Raw genomic sequence first — 18,807 nt, 5'->3', positions numbered from 1 at the left:
AACTAATAATAACCTTAATTCTTTTGATTGTTTAAAGAATCAATGATCCAACCCATCCAGCAATAAATAACGGAATATTGAAATGGGTAAAGGTTGGAATAACACTGTCTCTGATATGGTCATGCTGTCCATCACTATTTAAACCAGCAGATGTGGCTAAAATAGTATCTGAAGGTGGTGAACCGGCATCACCGATAGCTCCTGATGCACCAATTAAACAAACTGTCGCAATTGGTGAAAATCCTAATTGAACACATAACGGAACATAAATTGCCGCAATAATTGGAACAGTAGAAAATGACGAGCCAATTCCCAGCGTAATGACCAAACCAACTAACATCATCATGAAAGAGGCCACGACTTTGTTACCAGCAAATAACGCTGCACTATTAACAACTAAAGGTTCTATTTCATGCGTCTGTTTTAATACTTCGGCAAACCCTTGCGCAGAAATCATCACAAAACCAATCATTGCCATCATTTTGATACCATCGGTGAAGATTCCGTCTGCTTCGCCCCATTTGATTGAACCTGAAACAATAAAGCAAATAAAACCAATTAACGCACCTAATATCATCGATCCAGTATAAAGTTGCACAGTGAAAGAAAGAATAATCGCTAATAATGAGATAATAAGTGAACGAGCACTTACATTACTAAACTGTTCGGCATGACTCTCTTCACGGATAAGTTCATACTGTCTCGGCTTACGATAACTGACAAAAATAGCCCATAGTAAACCAACAAACATGCCGAAAGCAGGAATAGCCATAGCATGCATGACATTAACATGACTAACATCCATTCCTGACGAAATAATATTTTTTAGCAAAATTTGGTTTAAAAAGATATTACCGAATCCGACCGGTAAAAACATATATGGCGTAATCAAACCAAATGTCATAATACACGCAATCATTCGTCTATCTAATTGTAATCTCGACATCACATATAAAAGTGGTGGAATTAATAGCGGAATAAAGGCGATATGAATTGGAATAATATTCTGTGAGGAAATACTAACTAACCCGATAATAATAATTAACAACCATTTAATTCGTGTTTTGGCATCATTAGTAGTTAATTGTTTAATGGCTTTATCAGCTAATAATTCTGGTAATCCTGATTTAGAAATAGCCACGGCAAACGCACCTAACATAGCATAAGATAAGGCAATATTAGCCCCGTTACTAATACCTGTATTAAAAGCGTCTATGGTTTCTTTTAGTGTTAAATGACTAGACAAACCACCTGCAAATGCACCAATAATTAAGCTAATTACCACATGAACTCGGCAAAGCGAAAGCACTAACATTAAAATAACAGCAACAACAACTGCATTTACTGAGGAAAACAGCTCAAGAATAGTATTCATAAATAGATTCTTCGTAGCGAGATAAAGGGGGTTATTCTAGGCGATAGCTATTTAAAGTGCAATTGTTAGTATACACTTACTATCGTAAATTATTTTTAGGAGGAACAAAGAACACTTACCTTAATCCTATCAATTAGAAACAACTAATTTTTATGCCTTTATAAAAGATTGTACAAAAAGCCGTCTTTAATTATTGAAAACAGGTAATTAATGTCCAATGTGGTGTTGATATAAATAAACCTTTATAATACGCTGTCATTATCATAATATTGTTGCAATAACAACAAGATTATGCAAATTTGCTAACGGTCATACAATGACACATATATACTTGAATTTGTGTTTGTTATTCTAAAACAAGACATCAATTTACAGCTTAAACATTCATTATTAGGTTGGTAAATTAATAACTTAAAATGATTTAAGTAGATAATTAGCAACAAAGTATGAGGTTTATTTTTATGTTTTCTTGGTGGACAAAAGTTTATTTTTCACTAATTCAAATTCCAGTTAAGCTTTTTGTTAAAAGTAAACCTATTCCTACCGATCCCATTACAGAATTGGATCTCGATATTCATCGCCCAATTTTATATGTACTACCTTATAACTCTCAGATTGACTTAATGGTAGTTAGATCGCTTTGCCTTAAATATAATTTACCTGATCCCTTAGTTGGCATTGACATAAATGGTAAAGCGGTACCTGCTTATGTTTATATCGATAAAGGACCAGGAATTTTTGCTTCGAATAAACAAAAAAGTAAGTCTATTGAAATTCTAAGAGAATACATTTCGGCGCATCAACAAAATGATGAACTTGATGTGCAAATGTTGCCTGTATCTGTCATGTTTGGGCGTAAACCAGATAAAGAAGACAAAAAAATGCCTTCATTACAAGTATTAGGTGCAACTTACAAACTTTATAAAATCTTAGTTTCTGGTCGTGATTGTTATACTCGATTTTCTCGAACAGTATCTTTTAAAAATATCAAAGTTGATGATAAACAAGATATTTCTGTTCTAGCACATAAACTAGCACGGGTGGCACGCATCCATTTTGCAAAACAAAGAGCCGCTTCCGTTGGACCTAAATTACCTGTTCGACAAGAAATGCTCAATAAATTATTAGCTAATCCCGCTCTTGCGGAAGCAATACAAGAGGAAGCCAAAAGTAAAGATATTAGCCTTGATAAAGCCAAAAAGAATGCTTTATCACTCTTAAATGAAATTGCGGCTAATTTTTCTTATCGTATGTTAAGAGTGACTGATTTTGTTCTAACATGGGCTTGGAATAGGCTTTATCAAGGTTTAAAAGTAACTAATGCCGATCCAGTCCGAGAATTAGCTGAAAATGGTCACGAAATAGTTTACGCACCATGTCATCGAAGCCATATGGATTATTTGCTATTATCTTATGTGCTTTATCGACAAGGATTGGTCCCACCACATATTGCAGCTGGTATCAATTTAAATTTCTGGCCAGCTGGTCCTATCTTTAGACATTTAGGCGCATTTTTTATCCGCCGCTCATTTAAAGGCAACAAACTTTATACCGCAGTTTTTAGAGAGTATTTAGCGGAATTATTTATCCGAGGTTACGCCGTCGAATATTTCATTGAAGGTGGGCGTTCACGTACAGGAAGACTACTTGATCCTAAAACCGGAATGTTAATGATGACAGTCCAAACCTTATTGCGTGGTGATGCACGCCCAATCACGATTGTTCCTGTTTATATTGGTTACGAACACGTTTTAGAAGTTGCAACTTATGCTAATGAGCTTCGCGGTGCTAAAAAAGAAAAAGAGAGTTTATGGCGCACCATTAAAGCCTTTTTAAAATTAAAGAAATTAGGCTTTGGCTATGTTAACTTTGGTAAACCAATACCTTTAAATCACTTTCTAAATCAGCAAATACCAAAATGGCGTGATGCCATCGATCCAACAGGAATGCAGCGTCCTAACTGGTTAACACCCACAACTAACTTACTTGCTAAACAAATAATGGAACATATTAACTCTTCAGCAGCTATTAATGCTATGAATTTATGTTGCTCCATATTATTAGCTGCCGATCAATGCACCTTAACCAAAGCAAAACTATTAGAGCATATTGATTATCTCTTAAAATTATTAAAAAACATTCCATATTCTGATTTGATTACTATTCCCGATCAAACTGCTGAAGAGATGTTTGCACATGCCAAAGAGATGGGTAAATTTGTCATTACGACTGATGAAGTTGGGGAAATGGTTGGGTTAACTACTGAACAAGCCGTATTGATGACCTATTATCGCAATAATATTCAACATTTACTTATTATACCGGCAATTGTGGCTAGAATCTTACTTAAGCATAATCGCATTTCAACTGATGAAGTGCTTATGCAAGTTAAGTTACTTTTCCCTTTAATAAAATCAGAACTGTTTTTATATCATAATGAAGAGCAATTAACTGAATATGTGAATAAAATTATAGCCACTTATGCCGAATTAAATCTAATTAGTTATTTGCCTAACAAATTAACATTGAATTACTTAAAAATGTCAGGTTTACAGCTATTAGCGTCATCTTCAAGAGATACATTGCAACGCTATGTCATCGCATTTTCATTGTTGCAAAAAGATCCAACGATTAGTCGCGCGACATTAGAAAAGGAAGGGCGTTTAATTGCTGAACGGCTATCAATATTACACGGTATAAATGCTCCTGAATTTTTCGATAAAGGTGTTTTTTCAACGTTAGTTGCTTCACTTCGTGAACAAGGTTATTTAGATGATAAAGACGATGCCAATTTACCAAAAATCGAAACCATGAATAAAATACTTAAACCACTAATTACTAACCGTGTAATGCAGACCATTGACGAAATTAATCCGTCATAATTAAATTAACTAAGGCTTACTTGATTATTCTAAGTAAGCCTAATAAACTAGAAACTCAACCATTAAATAAATATCTATTTTTCTGTCTCTATCGCTGTTTTTTAAAATAATCTTATTCTTTATAAACGTCATTAAACAATTAAGTAAATAGCACAATTTTTTTTGACATATATCAAACTTTTCGATATTTATCCCTTTATTTCCATTCAATTAAATATTATCATTACAATTAATAAGGATGTTTATAAATTCCTACATAATAATCTAAATAATGTAATGTCAGCTTTTTAAGGAGTTCATATGCTATTTAACCGTAGACAGTTCTTTAAGATCTGTGCTGGTGGCATGGCTGGAACCACAGTAGCTACGCTGGGACTTGCCCCGAGCATAGCTCTTGCACAAACTCGCCAATATAAATTATTAAAATCAAAAGAGACGCGAAATAATTGTACTTACTGTTCAGTAGGATGTGGAATGCTCCTCTATAGCCGAGGCGATGGAGCAAAAAATGCCGAATCATCTATTTTTCATATCGAAGGTGACCCTGATCATCCAGTTAGCCGAGGCTCTCTTTGTCCAAAAGGGGCTGGAGTACTTGATTATATAAAAAGCGAACAACGGGTTAAATATCCTGAATATCGTGCTCCAGGTTCTGATAAATGGCAACGGATTAGTTGGGATGAAGCAATTGATCGTATTGCCCGGTTGATGAAAGCTGACCGAGATAAAAATTTTCAAGAAAAAAATGCACAAGGTACAACCGTTAATCGCTGGACAACAACCGGCTGGTTGGTTACCTCAGCAGCGAGTAATGAAACGGGTTGGTTAGCCTTTAAAGTTGCTCGTTCATTAGGAATGTTAAGCCTCGAAACCCAAGCTAGGGTTTGTCATGGTCCTTCTGTCTCTAGTTTGGCAGCGACATTTGGTCGAGGCGCTATGACCAATAATTGGAATGATATCAAAAATGCTAATGTGGTTATCGTTATGGGGGGTAATGCAGCGGAAGCCCACCCGGTTGGATTTAAATGGGCTATTGAAGCTAAAATTACTAACGGTGCGGAACTGATTGCAATTGATCCACGTTTTCATCGAACTGCCTCCGTCGCTGATCATTATGTACCAATTCGTGCCGGTTCTGACATTGCTTTTTTACTTGGCATTATTAACTACCTTATCTCACATAACGAAGTAAATTTTGAATATCTGGTTACCCACGCTAATGCCAGTTTAATTGTCCGTGATGATTTTAACTTTGATACAAATAGTGGTTTATTTAGTGGTTATGATGCTGCTAACCGTCAATACGATCAAACTAGTTGGGCATATCAAAAAGATGAGAATGGTTATGCATTAAGAGATAAAACCCTAAGTCATCCACGTTGTGTATGGAATTTATTAAAACAACATGTGAGTCGTTATACACCAGAAATGGTAAACAAAGTTACCGGTAGTCCAATAGACGGTTTTTTACATGTTTGTCGATCTCTTGCTAGTACCAAAACCAACGATCGTGCTGCAACTTTCTTATATGCCTTAGGGTGGACTCAGCACACCTATGGAACTCAAATCATTCGCACTGCAGCGATGATCCAACTTATTCTTGGCAACATTGGTGTTATGGGCGGTGGTATCAATGCTTTACGTGGACACTCAAACATTCAAGGTTTAACTGATGTAGGATTACTATCTAATCGATTACCTGCTTATCTTGACTTACCCAAAGAATCGCAAACTTCACTAGAGCAATATCTGACAGAAAAAACCCCTAAACCACTCGGTCCAAATGAGGTCAATTTTTGGGGTAATTACCCGAAATTCTTTGTTAGCTTTATGAAAGCAATGTACGGTGAGAATGCCACTCAAGATAACAATTGGGGATTTGATTGGTTACCAAAATGGGATAAAACCTATGATGTTTTAAGATTCAGCAAAATGATGCGTGATGGTCAAGCTAATGGTTTTATTTGCCAAGGTTTCAACCCATTAGCAGCACTGCCTGATAAAAATAGTATTCGTGATGGATTATCTAAGCTTAAATTTTTAGTTAGCATTGATCCAATGCCAACCGAAACCGCTGAGTTTTGGAAAAATCATGGCGAATCCAATGATGTTGATCCAAGCAAAATTCAAACCGAAGTATTTAGGCTTCCTGCTAACTGCTTTGCTGAAGAAAACGGCACAATTGTTAACTCATCACGTTTATTACAATGGCACTGGGCAGCAGCAAGACCTCCTTATGAATCACTTTATGATCCAGAGATTATTGCCCGCATTTACCTAAGAATTAAAGAGCTTTATGAAGAAGAAGGTGGTGCTTATCACGAACCAATTAACAATTTAAGCTGGGATTATCTAGATCCAGAAGGTCCATCGGCTGAAGAACTCGCTAAAGAGTGTAATGGTCGAGCATTAGCTGACTTAACGGATAACAGTGGCAATGTCATCCTGAAAAAAGGTCAACTATTAAGCGGTTTTTCACAATTAAAAGCTGACGGCTCTACCTCATCAGGGATCTGGATATTCTGTGGCTCTTGGACTGAGCAAGGTAATCTAATGGCTCGCCGCGATCCTAGCGATCCATCCGGTAAAGGTATCCATGCTGGCTGGGCATGGGCATGGCCAATGAATCGACGAGTATTGTATAACCGAGCCTCGGCCGACGAAAATGGTAAACCATGGGATCCAAATCGAGTGTTAATCAAATGGAATGGTACAAATTGGGATGGTAATGATGTCGCTGACTTTACCGGTACATTATCACCAAGCTCTGGTGCCGGTGCATTTATCATGAATAATGACGGTTTAGGTGGATTATTCTGCTTAAATCGTTTGGTTGATGGTCCATTCCCTGAACATTATGAGCCATTTGAAACACCAATTTCCAATAATCCTATGCATCCTAAACAAGTTAATAGCCCAGTTGCTAGAGCATTTAAAGAGGATTTAGCTCGCTTAGGTAAAGCAGATGAGTTTCCGTATGTTGGCACCACATACAGTATTACTGAACACTTCCACTTCTGGACGCAACATGCAAGATTAGCATCCATCACACAACCAGAACAATTTATTGAACTGAGTGAAAATCTTGCTAATAAAAAAGGCATAAAACTAGGTGATACGGTTAAAGTTACCTCATATCGAGGTTACATCAAAGCCAAAGCAGTTGTGACAAAACGTTTACCAACTTTGACAGTTGATGGTAAAGAGATCGAAACCATCGGAATTCCAATTGTTTGGGGATTCACGGGGCAAACTAAAAAAGGCTTTTTGGTTAATGAATTAACACCTCATTTAGGTGACGCTAATTCACAAACACCGGAATATAAATCTTTTTTAGTTAACATCGAAAAAGTTACTACAGCGGCATAAGAGGGAGGATAAATTATGTCATTACAAACTCAAGATATTATTCGCCGCTCAGCAACTAACGCTTTAACTCCTGCACCTCGTGTACGAGATTATCAGCAGGAAGTTGCCAAGTTAATTGATGTAACTACCTGTATCGGTTGTAAAGCTTGCCAAGTCGCTTGTAGCGAATGGAATGACCTACGAGCAGAAGTAGGCAATACCGTCGGCGTTTATGATAATCCAGCCGACTTACAACCAAAAGCGTGGACCGTTATGCGCTATTCAGAAGTTGAAATTAATGGCAAATTTGAATGGCTTATCCGTAAAGACGGTTGTATGCACTGCGCAGATCCCGGTTGTTTAAAAGCGTGTCCATCAGAAGGAGCAATCATCCAATATGCAAATGGTATTGTTGATTTTCAATCGGAACATTGCATAGGGTGCGGTTATTGTGTTGCTGGTTGTCCATTTAATATTCCGCGTGTCAGCAAAGAAGATAATCATTCGTATAAATGCACATTATGTGTTGATCGCGTCGCAGTTGGCCAAGAGCCAGCTTGTGTAAAAACTTGCCCAACAGGAGCGATTCATTTTGGCACCAAACAAGATATGATTCGTCATGCCGAGCATCGAATTACTGATTTGAAAAAACGTGGATTTGAACACGCTGGTCTCTATAATCCTGAAGGTGTGGGTGGCACACATGTTATGTATGTTTTACATCATGCCGATCAACCTGAACTTTATCATGGCTTACCAAAAGACCCGCAAGTTAGTGAAATTGTTAAATTCTGGAAAGGTGCTTGGAAGCCACTATCAGCAGCTGCTTTTGTCGCTACTTTTGGTGGATTGCTGTTCCACTATATGGGTGTCGGTGCGATTGAAGTCGATGAAGAAGATATAGAACACGAAAAAGAAGCAGATAAACAAGCAAGGAAACGTTTAGGATTGCCTATTTTTGGCCGGAAAAATACGCCTAATTCGTCGCAATCGGAGGCTCATCATGAATAAAAAAGGAATGATATTAAGAACACCACTTATTGTACGTTTCTGTCATTGGTGTATGGTCTGTTTGTTTATTCTAACGGCACTATCTGGTTTGTCGCTGTTTTTTCCATCCATTAAGCTATTTGGATTATTTCTTGGTACACCACAACTAGTTAGAGCGTTGCATCCAATCATTGGTTGTGTAGTATTCGTTTTATTAATGTTTATGTTTATAAAACTAGCACATCATAATATTCCAAATAAAAATGACCTGTTATGGATTAAAAACTTTAAACACGTCATTATGGGTAAAGAAGAAGGTATTCCGATCGGTAAGTATAATGTTGGTCAGAAATTTCTATTCTGGTGCATTATGAGTCTGATCTTTGTATTATTTGTCACAGGTTTAATCATGTGGCGTCGCTATGTTTCCGATTACTTCCCAATTCAAATAGTTCGTATTGCCATATTTTTACATTCTTTTGCCGCTATATGTCTTATTTTATTAGCCATTGGCCATGCTTATATGGCACTTTGGGTAAAAGGTTCCATAAAAGGTATGATAACTGGCTATGTTTCTCGAGCTTGGGCGTTTAAAAATCATTCATCCTGGTACGAAGAAGAAATGAAAAAAGTTTATCAGCAAGAACTTAATGCCGAGAGTGAAACCAAGGTTGAGCAATCACCGCAAACTGAGCAAAAACCTGCTTTATAAAGTCTAATAGTAGATCTGCTGATATTAATCAGCAGATCTACTAAATGGCTAAATCAATTCTGGATAAAACCTCAAAGTGGTAATCAATAATGAGTATAAAAATCATTTCACAAGAACAACTTGAACAACAAAATACAAGCTCAGTAATTAGGCAGATCCCATTGCTATTTTATCCATCAACGAAAACACTTTATATTCACCGTGCGGCACGTTTAAAAACTTTAGCCGAAAATAACCCATTAAATGATTATTTACTATTTTGTGCAAAAATAGCAGAGCAACAAGCCAAATTAATTAACCAACAAAACGCTATTGAAGCACCAAATTTACTCAATAATGGCTTAGCGCCATTAAGTTTAGAGAATTTACCATTAAATGATATTTGGCAAGATTATTTATCTGAACTATTAAATTCTTTTTCCGATACCAGTGAACAAATTGAAGCCGTAATTCAACGATTAAAACAAAATAATCCCGAACAACTTCAAGAAAAAGCGATTAGTTTATTACAGGGTAAATTTGATCTGGTCGAAGGCAACGAATCTATATTTATTTGGTCTGCATTATCGGTTTATTACAGTCAACTGGCTAATCAAATTAAAGGAAAAGCAGTTGCTGAAAATACTGATCAAAGTTGGCTATGCCCTGTTTGTAATAGCCTACCGGTTGCTAGTGTGATTCAACTTGGCGGTAATAATGGTTTAAGATATCTTCATTGTAGTTTGTGTGAAAGCGAATGGTATGTACCGCGAGTAAAATGTACTTGTTGCGATAATATGCAAGATATCCAATATTTCTCATTAGATAACGAAATGGCAGCAATAAAAACTGAATGTTGTGATGCCTGTCATAGCTATTTGAAAATTTTAGATCAAGATAAAGATCCTCACATAGAAGTTATTGCCGATGATGTAGCATCATTAATCTTAGATATAAAAACAGAAGAAGAAGGATTCGCAAAAAGTGGAATAAACCCATTTGTTTTTGCACAAAAATAGAATTTTTCAATCAGGAACATTTTATCTTTTTATAATAATTAATTATAAAAATATTACTTAACATTTTAAATTATTAGGACTAGAATAATATCACTGTACTAGTTTATGAGTTCTTGATAATGAAACGTTATTTATTATTGATAGTGATGTTAGTAATTACATCATTTTCCTGTTTAGCTGATACCATAAAAAATGTTGCGATAACCGCAATTGTTGAACATCCTTCATTAGATCAAATCCGTGATGGGGTAAAAGATGAGTTAATCGCAAGTGGTTTTAAATTGAATGAAAACTTGCAGGTACAATATCGAAGTGCCCAAGGTAGTAGTGCTACAGCCGCACAAATTGCACGCCAATTTGTCGCAGCTAAACCTGATGTTATCGTCGCTATCGCTACACCAAGTGCCCAAGCAACGGTTGCCGCGACCAAACAAATCCCGGTCGTCTTTGCTGGAATTACCGATCCAATTGCAGCTAAATTAATCAAAAACTGGGAACCAACACATAACAATGTTACTGGTGTTTCAGATTATCAAGAAATAGGCCCTCAAATTGAGTTTATGAAGAAAATTGTACCTAATGTAAAAGCGGTTGGTTATATTTATAGTCCAAGTGAAATTAACTCAACTGTAGTGCTAAAAAATCTACAACAGCAACTTAGTCAACAAAATATATCATTAATCGCGGTACCGGCTCAACGTACCGCAGATATCTCAACTGCTGCCAATACACTTAAAGGAAAAGTTGATCTTATTTATACGACAACAGATAACAATGTTGTTTCGGCTTATGAATCACTAGTTAAATTTGCCAACGAAAATAAAATACCTCTGTTAGCATCATTCCCCGATGCAATTGAACGTGGTGCAGTTGCCGCTTATGGTATGAGTTATTACGATGTTGGCCGCCAATCAGGCAAACTTGTGGTAAGAGTTTTAAATGGTGAAGCACCAGGAAATATTACGCCAGAAATAGGTCAAGCATTACGTTTGGTGGTCAATATTGATGCAGCTAAGAAGCAAGGAATTGATTTATCAGCAGATGTTATCGAATCAGCCTATAAAGTTATCGGTCAAAAATAAATCCTTATCTTAAATAATCATCAAATCCCTTGCTCATTGAAATGAGCAAGGTTTTAAAAAACCCCTCTCCTCAAAAATTATTACTATCGTTTATTGCTAAATAACCCATTTATTTCGACAAAAACAACACAAACTGTAACAAATAATTTACACATATACTTTCTTTTAACTATAGAAAATTGTCCGATTTTGCTTTATAGTAAGCAAATATTTAGATTGAATGTAAAATAAATATTACAGGAGTAGCAAATGCGAAATTCAATAATCAAACTTTTTATGTTACTCAGTTTATCCGCAGTAACATTTTTTTCATCTGCTGATAATAAAACCGAACAAAAATTTGTTGCTATCACCGCTATTGTTGAACATCCTGCCTTAGATAATGTTCGTAAAGGTGTTGAAGATGAGTTAAAAGATAATGGCTATATTGCTGGTGAAAACCTAAAATTACAATTTGCTAGTGCCCAAGGTAGTAGCGCTAATGCAGCCCAAATCGCTAAACAATTTGTTGCCAATAAACCAGATGCTATCGTAGGGATTGCAACACCAAGTACCCAAGCGTTAGTTGCTACCACTAAATTAATCCCTATCGTTTTTACTGCAGTAACAGATCCGGTTGCAGCTAAATTGACACCAAGTTGGGATGCATCTAAAACAAATGTAACCGGGGTTTCCGATGCTTTATCATTAGAATCACAAATCGATATGATGTTAAAAATCAAACCAGATGCAAAAAATATCGGTTATGTTTACAGTCCTAGTGAAGTTAATTCAACAATTGTACTTAAAGAATTACAAGTTGCACTTGAAAAACGTGGCATGAAAATCATCGCTGCACCAGCACAACGAACCTCCGACATTTCAACTGCAGCAAGAAGTTTAAAAGGAAAAGTTGATCTGATCTATACAACAACCGATAATAACGTCGTTTCGGCCTATGAAGCTTTAGCTAAAGTTGCCAATGAAAACAAAATTCCACTAGTAGCTTCAGATCCTGATTCAGCTGAACGAGGAGCGATTGCCGCTTTAGGAATGAGTTATTATGATCTTGGCCGCCAAGCTGGTAAAATTGTTATTCGAATTCTTAATGGTGAAAAACCAGGTGATATTGCACCACAAGTTGGTAATATCACACAATTAACAATTAATAAGAAAGCGGCTGAACGTCAAGGTGTAACGCTATCGGAAGAAGTATTAAAATCAGCGGCAAAAGTTGTCGAAAAATAATTTAAACCGTTTTAATAACTAAACCGCCAAATTTGGCGGTTACTTTTTTAGTGGATTTTTTCATGTCATTTGAATTTTTATTAGGCTCAATTGGAATAGGACTTATTTACGCATTAGTTAGTTTGGGTGTGTTTATCTCATTTAGATTACTTGATTTCCCCGATCTAACAGCTGATGCAAGTTTTCCACTTGGTGGTGCAGTATGTGGATTATGTATGTACGTTGGTATTGATCCATGGATAGCAACATTTTTAGGTATGTTTGCTGGTTGTATTGCTGGTGCAATGACTGGACTACTCTATGTTAAACTTAATATATTGCAATTACTATCCAGTATTATTGTAATGATAGGTCTGTATTCTATTAATTTAAGAATTTTAGGGATAGGGCCATATATTATGGGCGAAACCCCAAGAATGGCAGGATCCCCTAATCTATCATTACTAGATGCAAAAACTATTTTTTCACCATTTATGGCTGAAGATTATAGCAATCAATATCTAGTACAACCTATGATGATTTTAGCGTTTGTTGTAGTTTTTTGGCTACTACTCAATCTATTTCTAAATACTCAAGTTGGATTAGCACTAAGAGCAACAGGTACTAATCAACGAATGGCAAAATCTCAAGGCATTCCAACGGGTGCGATCACTATTTTAGGGATGGCAATATCAAACGGATTAATTGCTCTAGGTGGTTCATTATTTGTGCAAACACAAGGTGGGGCCGATATCACTATTGGGGTTGGTACCATTGTTATCGGTCTTGCTTCAATTATTATTGGTGAAAGTATATTCCCAACAAAACGCATCTGGGCAGTTATGATTGCAGTTATTTTTGGTGCAATCTTATATCGATTATTTATCGCTTTCGCACTCAGTAATGAATTCTTACAAGAAATTGGTGTAGGTACTGAAGACCTAAATCTTATTACAGCAATATTGGTTGTTTTGGCATTAGTATTACCAAAACAACTAAAAAAATATTCTAAAAAAAGAGGTAAGTAAGCATGATTAAAGTAGGACAATTACAATTGACGTTTAATCAAGGAACGCCAATTGAAAATCATGTATTACGTGGTTTGAATCTCAATATCAAAAAAGGGGAATTTGTTACTATTATTGGTAGTAATGGCGCAGGAAAAAGTTCATTACTTAATGTCATTAGTGGTGATCTGATTGCTGATTCTGGTCATATTACCATTAATAATAAAGATGTTACACGATGGCCCGCTTGGAAAAGAGCTGGAATGGTGGCACGAGTATTTCAAGATCCAATGGTCGGAACTTGTGAAAACCTGACCATAGAAGAAAATTTAGCTATCGCTTACAACCGTGGCAATAATTTTACTTTACGACCAGCTTTAAATCGTAGACTGCGTGTTCTATTTAAAGAAAAACTAGCAACGCTAAATTTAGGTTTAGAAAATAGACTATCAGATATGATGGGCTTGCTTTCTGGCGGACAAAGACAAGCCGTTAGCCTACTCATGTCAACATTACAACCATCCAAGATATTATTACTTGATGAACATACCGCAGCTCTCGACCCCAAAACTGCACAATTTGTTTTGGATCTTACTAATGAAATTGTTCAGAAAAACCAACTAACCACTATGATGGTGACTCATTCAATGAAACAAGCATTAGAATATGGCACAAGAACAGTGATGCTACATCAAGGACAAGTAGTACTTGATGTGTCAGGAGAACAACGAGATAAGCTAACAGTCACAGATTTATTAGATATGTTTGAAAAAACTCGTGGTGAAAAAGTAACTGACGATGCCTTATTATTAGGTTAATAAATCAGCAAGCAATATTTAATAGCTGAATATTGCTTCTTATTCTTATCCAACAAGATTCGTATAAATAATTCACTATTTTTCTTGTAATTGTTGGCGAACATTCATTAAAGCAAATCCAAGCAAATTTTTTCCACGCCACATTAACGGATTATCAATATTAGGATCATCCTGAGACAATCCTATCCCCCATATTTTATCAACCGGACTTGCTTCTACTAATATTCTTTGTTTGGTTGATAATATAAAATCCGTCAACTTTGGATTCTGTGAAAACTTAGCATAATTACCATTTATGACAATATTAAAGCAGTGTTCATCCCAAATCTTCGGTATGAATCCTTTTACTTGACGCCCTAATGCCTTTGCTAATCCAGGAGAATTAGCAGTAAGTATTTTTGATAATATTTGCTCATCACCGAATAATCTTGCTTTCTCAGCCATCATATAATGTTCTGATGTTGGATAGTAAATATTATCAATCTCAAAACGACTTGGATACCATTGGCTAAAACAACTCTTTGTTATGATAGAAGGTTGCTTTTCTACATGTCCCCAAAAGTATATATATTTATACCGTTTACCGCTTCTATATTGTTAGTGTATTTGCAATAAATCCATAGAAATTCCTTATCATCACTAACGAATATGTCATATGTATTTTCATCAAATACCAATATTGTATTAGTAAAAAAATATTTTGGTTTTTAATAGAAAAGAACTGTATACCATTCATATAACGAAAATAATGATGCCGATAAAAAGTATTTAAGATTAGGTATGATATGTAAAAGAAATATAACGTTATATTTTTGTGATAAGGCGTTGTATAGAAATTATTTGGCTATCTACAATAGTATTATTAATCCTAGAAAGCAAAAAAGCCCAGCATTGCTGCTGGGCTCGTATATTTAAAAGTCTGGCGGCACCCTACTCTCACATGGGTAATACCCACACTACCATCGGCACTACGGCGTTTCACTTCTGAGTTCGGCATGGGGTCAGGTGGGACCACCGCGCTATTACCGCCAGACATATTCTGTCTTCTCTTATCTCAATTGATGTGCATTATCTCATATCCACAACAATCGCTCAATCCGGAACAAACTGTTCGAGTATCTATTAATCTATCTCTACCTTCGCGTATCCAAAACAACTCCGAGTTGTAAGGTTAAGACTCTCGGTTCATTAGTATCAGTTAGCTCAATGTATCACTACACTTACACACCTGACCTATCTACGTCTTAGTCTCAAACGGACCTTACTGATTCTCATCAGGGAAAACTCATCTCGAGGCTAGTTTCGTACTTAGATGCTTTCAGCACTTATCTATTCCGCACGTAGCTACCGGGCAATGCAATTGGCATCACAACCCGTACACCAGCGGTGCGTTCACTTCGGTCCTCTCGTACTAGAAGCAAACCCTCTCAATTTTCCTACGCCCATGGCAGATAGGGACCGAACTGTCTCACGACGTTCTAAACCCAGCTCGCGTACCACTTTAAACGGCGAACAGCCGTACCCTTGGGACCTACTTCAGCCCCAGGATGTGATGAGCCGACATCGAGGTGCCAAACACCGCCGTCGATATGAACTCTTGGGCGGTATCAGCCTGTTATCCCCGGAGTACCTTTTATCCGTTGAGCGATGGCCCTTCCATTCAGAACCACCGGATCACTATGACCTACTTTCGTACCTGCTCGAGCCGTCACTCTCGCAGTCAAGCTAGCTTTTGCCATTGCACTAACCTCCTGATGTCCGACCAGGATTAGCTAACCTTCGTGCTCCTCCGTTACTCTTTGGGAGGAGACCGCCCCAGTCAAACTACCCACCAGACAGTGTCCCTTGCCTCGATTCAGAAGCATAGGTTAGAACATCAAACATTAAAGGGTGGTATTTCAAGGGCGACTCCATGCATACTGGCGTACACACTTCTTAGTCTCCCACCTATCCTACACATTAAGGCTCAATGTTCACTGTCAAGCTATAGTAAAGGTTCACGGGGTCTTTCCGTCTTGCCACGGGTACACCGCATCTTCACGGCAAGTTCAATTTCACTGAGTCTCGGGTGGAGACAGCCTGGCCATCATTACGCCATTCGTGCAGGTCGGAACTTACCCGACAAGGAATTTCGCTACCTTAGGACCGTTATAGTTACGGCCGCCGTTTACTGGGGCTTCGATCAAGAGCTTCTGCTTACGCATAACCCCATCAATTAACCTTCCAGCACCGGGCAGGCGTCACACCGTATACGTCCACTTTCGTGTTTGCACAGTGCTGTGTTTTTATTAAACAGTTGCAGCCAGCTGGTATCTTCGACTGATTTCACCTCCATCCGCATGGGACTTCAATTAACATCAGCGTGCCTTCTCCCGAAGTTACGGCACCATTTTGCCTAGTTCCTTCACCCGAGTTCTCTCAAGCGCCTTAGTATTCTCTACCTGACCACCTGTGTCGGTTTCGGGTACGATTAACTATAACCTGAAGCTTAGAGGATTTTCCTGGAAGCAGGGCATCAATTACTTCAGCACCTTAGTGCCTCGTCATCACGCCTCAGGGTCTTAGTGACCGGATTTGCCTAATCACACCCCTACACGCTTAACCCACCATCCAATAGGTGGTAAACCTAGCCTTCTTCGTCCCCCCATCGCAGTTATAGCCAGTACGGGAATATTAACCCGTTTCCCATCAGATACGCCCTTCGGCCTCTCCTTAGGGGTCGACTCACCCTGCCCCGATTAACGTTGGACAGGAACCCTTGGTCTTCCGGCGAGCGGGCTTTTCACCCGCTTTATCGTTACTTATGTCAGCATTCGCACTTCTGATACCTCCAGCACACCTCACAATGCACCTTCAACGGCTTACAGAACGCTCCCCTACCCAACACACTTAGTGTGCTGCCGCAGCTTCGGTGCATAGTTTTAGCCCCGTTACATCTTCCGCGCAGGCCGACTCGACTAGTGAGCTATTACGCTTTCTTTAAATGATGGCTGCTTCTAAGCCAACATCCTAGCTGTCTAAGCCTTCCCACTTCGTTTCCCACTTAACTATGACTTGGGGACCTTAGCTGGCGGTCTGGGTTGTTTCCCTCTTCACGACGAACGTTAGCACCCGCCGTGTGTCTCCCATGATTAAACTTGTCAGTATTCGGAGTTTGCATCGGGTTGGTAAGCCGGGATGGCCCCCTAGCCGAAACAGTGCTCTACCCCCAACAGTTACTCATGAGGCGCTACCTAAATAGCTTTCGGGGAGAACCAGCTATCTCCCGGTTTGATTGGCCTTTCACCCCCAGCCACAGGTCATCCGCTAATTTTTCAACATTAGTCGGTTCGGTCCTCCAGTTAGTGTTAACCAACCTTCAACCTGCCCATGGCTAGATCACCGGGTTTCGGGTCTATACCCTGCAACTTTACGCACAGTTAATACTCGGTTTCCCTTCGGCTCCCCTATTCGGTTAACCTTGCTACAGAATATAAGTCGCTGACCCATTATACAAAAGGTACGCAGTCACTATTACCCAACGGTAACAGCTCCCACTGATTGTACGTACACGGTTTCAGGGTCTATTTCACTCCCCTCCCGGGGTTCTTTTCGCCTTTCCCTCACGGTACTGGTTCACTATCGGTCAATCAGGAGTATTTAGCCTTGGAGGATGGTCCCCCCATCTTCAGACAGGATATCACGTGTCCCGCCCTACTCTATAAGCTTCCACATAACGCATCTTCGTGTACGGGACTTTCACCCTCTATCGTGCGACTTTCCAGACGCTTCCACTAATACATTATGCTACCCGCTTGGGCTACTCCCCTTTCGCTCGCCGCTACTTAGGGAATCTCGGTTGATTTCTTTTCCTCGGGGTACTTAGATGTTTCAGTTCTCCCGGTTCGCCTCATCTGACTATGTATTCATCAGATGATAGTGTAGTCGCCTACACTGGGTTTCCCCATTCGGACATCAACGGTTATAGCGCCTTTTATCGGCTTACCGTCGCTTTTCGCAGATTAACACGTCCTTCATCGCCTCTGATTGCCTAGGCATCCACCGTGTACGCTTAATTTCTTAACCTTACAACTCACAGTTGTCTTGGTTTTCATTACGCTTTTTTCTCTTTCTTATCTCACACTAATATATTTTCATACATCAATTTGCTATAAAAACGAGAACTCGTTTCTTTCAGCTTGTTCCTAATTGTTAAAGAGCTTTATCTTTCTATTCATTCGAATATCAAATAAATACAAACATAATTTTTTATAGATAAAAGAGATTTCTTTAATGGTGGAGCTAAGCGGGATCGAACCGCTGGCCTCCTGCGTGCAAGGCAGGCGCTCTCCCAGCTGAGCTATAGCCCCATTGTCTCACTTCATCAACCAATCAAGCCAACAATCAGCT

The 18,807-nt window shown here is 38.3% G+C and carries 11 protein-coding genes, 1 tRNA gene and 2 rRNA genes; 9 read left to right on the top strand and 5 right to left on the bottom strand.

Annotation, left to right across the window (positions count from 1 at the left end; genetic code table 11):
• Positions 1 to 31 precede the first annotated feature (31 nt).
• Positions 32 to 1,375 (bottom strand): Na+/H+ antiporter family protein, encoded by a 1,344-nt coding sequence (locus AC5LXI_RS02780; protein ID WP_493443418.1) that lies wholly within the window; start codon positions 1,373 to 1,375, stop codon positions 32 to 34.
• Between the two features lie 446 nt (positions 1,376 to 1,821).
• Here AC5LXI_RS02780 and plsB point away from each other — a divergent pair, with 446 nt between their 5' ends.
• From plsB to AC5LXI_RS02735, 9 genes are all read left to right on the top strand, one after another.
• Positions 1,822 to 4,257 carry a glycerol-3-phosphate 1-O-acyltransferase PlsB gene (plsB, locus tag AC5LXI_RS02775; protein ID WP_493443417.1) on the top strand — a complete coding sequence of 812 codons (2,436 nt, stop codon included), beginning with the start codon at positions 1,822 to 1,824 and terminating at the stop codon, positions 4,255 to 4,257.
• A gap of 300 nt (positions 4,258 to 4,557) precedes the next feature.
• Positions 4,558 to 7,626 (top strand): formate dehydrogenase-N subunit alpha, encoded by a 3,069-nt coding sequence (gene fdnG / locus AC5LXI_RS02770; RefSeq protein WP_493443416.1) that lies wholly within the window; start codon positions 4,558 to 4,560, stop codon positions 7,624 to 7,626.
• 15 nt (positions 7,627 to 7,641) lie between these two features.
• On the top strand, positions 7,642 to 8,616 hold the full coding sequence (gene fdxH, locus AC5LXI_RS02765; protein WP_081298845.1) for a formate dehydrogenase subunit beta: 975 nt from the start codon (positions 7,642 to 7,644) through the stop codon (positions 8,614 to 8,616).
• Positions 8,609 to 9,307: a formate dehydrogenase subunit gamma gene (locus AC5LXI_RS02760; protein ID WP_065614648.1), complete on the top strand. Its 699-nt coding sequence runs from the start codon at positions 8,609 to 8,611 to the stop codon at positions 9,305 to 9,307. The genes fdxH and AC5LXI_RS02760 overlap by 8 nt, the downstream gene beginning before the upstream one ends.
• 89 nt (positions 9,308 to 9,396) lie before the next feature.
• Positions 9,397 to 10,305 (top strand): formate dehydrogenase accessory protein FdhE, encoded by a 909-nt coding sequence (gene fdhE, locus AC5LXI_RS02755; RefSeq protein ID WP_493443415.1) that lies wholly within the window; start codon positions 9,397 to 9,399, stop codon positions 10,303 to 10,305.
• Between the two features lie 119 nt (positions 10,306 to 10,424).
• Positions 10,425 to 11,387 carry an ABC transporter substrate-binding protein gene (locus AC5LXI_RS02750; protein WP_065578409.1) on the top strand — a complete coding sequence of 321 codons (963 nt, stop codon included), beginning with the start codon at positions 10,425 to 10,427 and terminating at the stop codon, positions 11,385 to 11,387.
• 249 nt (positions 11,388 to 11,636) lie between these two features.
• On the top strand, positions 11,637 to 12,614 hold the full coding sequence (locus tag AC5LXI_RS02745) for an ABC transporter substrate-binding protein (protein ID WP_065578410.1): 978 nt from the start codon (positions 11,637 to 11,639) through the stop codon (positions 12,612 to 12,614).
• Between the two features lie 62 nt (positions 12,615 to 12,676).
• Positions 12,677 to 13,621, top strand: a complete 945-nt coding sequence (locus tag AC5LXI_RS02740; RefSeq protein ID WP_065578411.1) for an ABC transporter permease — start codon at positions 12,677 to 12,679, stop codon at positions 13,619 to 13,621.
• A gap of 2 nt (positions 13,622 to 13,623) precedes the next feature.
• Positions 13,624 to 14,418: an ABC transporter ATP-binding protein gene (locus AC5LXI_RS02735; protein ID WP_065578412.1), complete on the top strand. Its 795-nt coding sequence runs from the start codon at positions 13,624 to 13,626 to the stop codon at positions 14,416 to 14,418.
• Between the two features lie 75 nt (positions 14,419 to 14,493).
• Here AC5LXI_RS02735 and ybiA read toward each other — a convergent pair whose 3' ends face one another.
• The 4 genes from ybiA to AC5LXI_RS02715 all read right to left on the bottom strand — a co-directional run bounded on the left by ybiA (position 14,494) and on the right by AC5LXI_RS02715 (position 18,767).
• Positions 14,494 to 14,985, bottom strand: a complete 492-nt coding sequence (gene ybiA / locus AC5LXI_RS02730; RefSeq protein ID WP_493444240.1) for a riboflavin biosynthesis intermediates N-glycosidase — start codon at positions 14,983 to 14,985, stop codon at positions 14,494 to 14,496.
• A gap of 350 nt (positions 14,986 to 15,335) precedes the next feature.
• A 5S ribosomal RNA gene (gene rrf / locus AC5LXI_RS02725) occupies positions 15,336 to 15,451 on the bottom strand.
• A 134-nt stretch (positions 15,452 to 15,585) separates the two neighbouring features.
• Positions 15,586 to 18,483, bottom strand: a 23S ribosomal RNA gene (locus AC5LXI_RS02720).
• Between the two features lie 208 nt (positions 18,484 to 18,691).
• Positions 18,692 to 18,767: transfer RNA gene (locus AC5LXI_RS02715), tRNA-Ala, on the bottom strand.
• Positions 18,768 to 18,807: the final 40 nt, after the last annotated feature.

It is taken from the genome of Gilliamella sp. LMG 34361, from assembly GCF_984569075.1.
The sequence above is the reverse complement of the archived record's forward strand: the minus strand, read 5'-3'. Positions and strand labels throughout refer to the sequence as shown.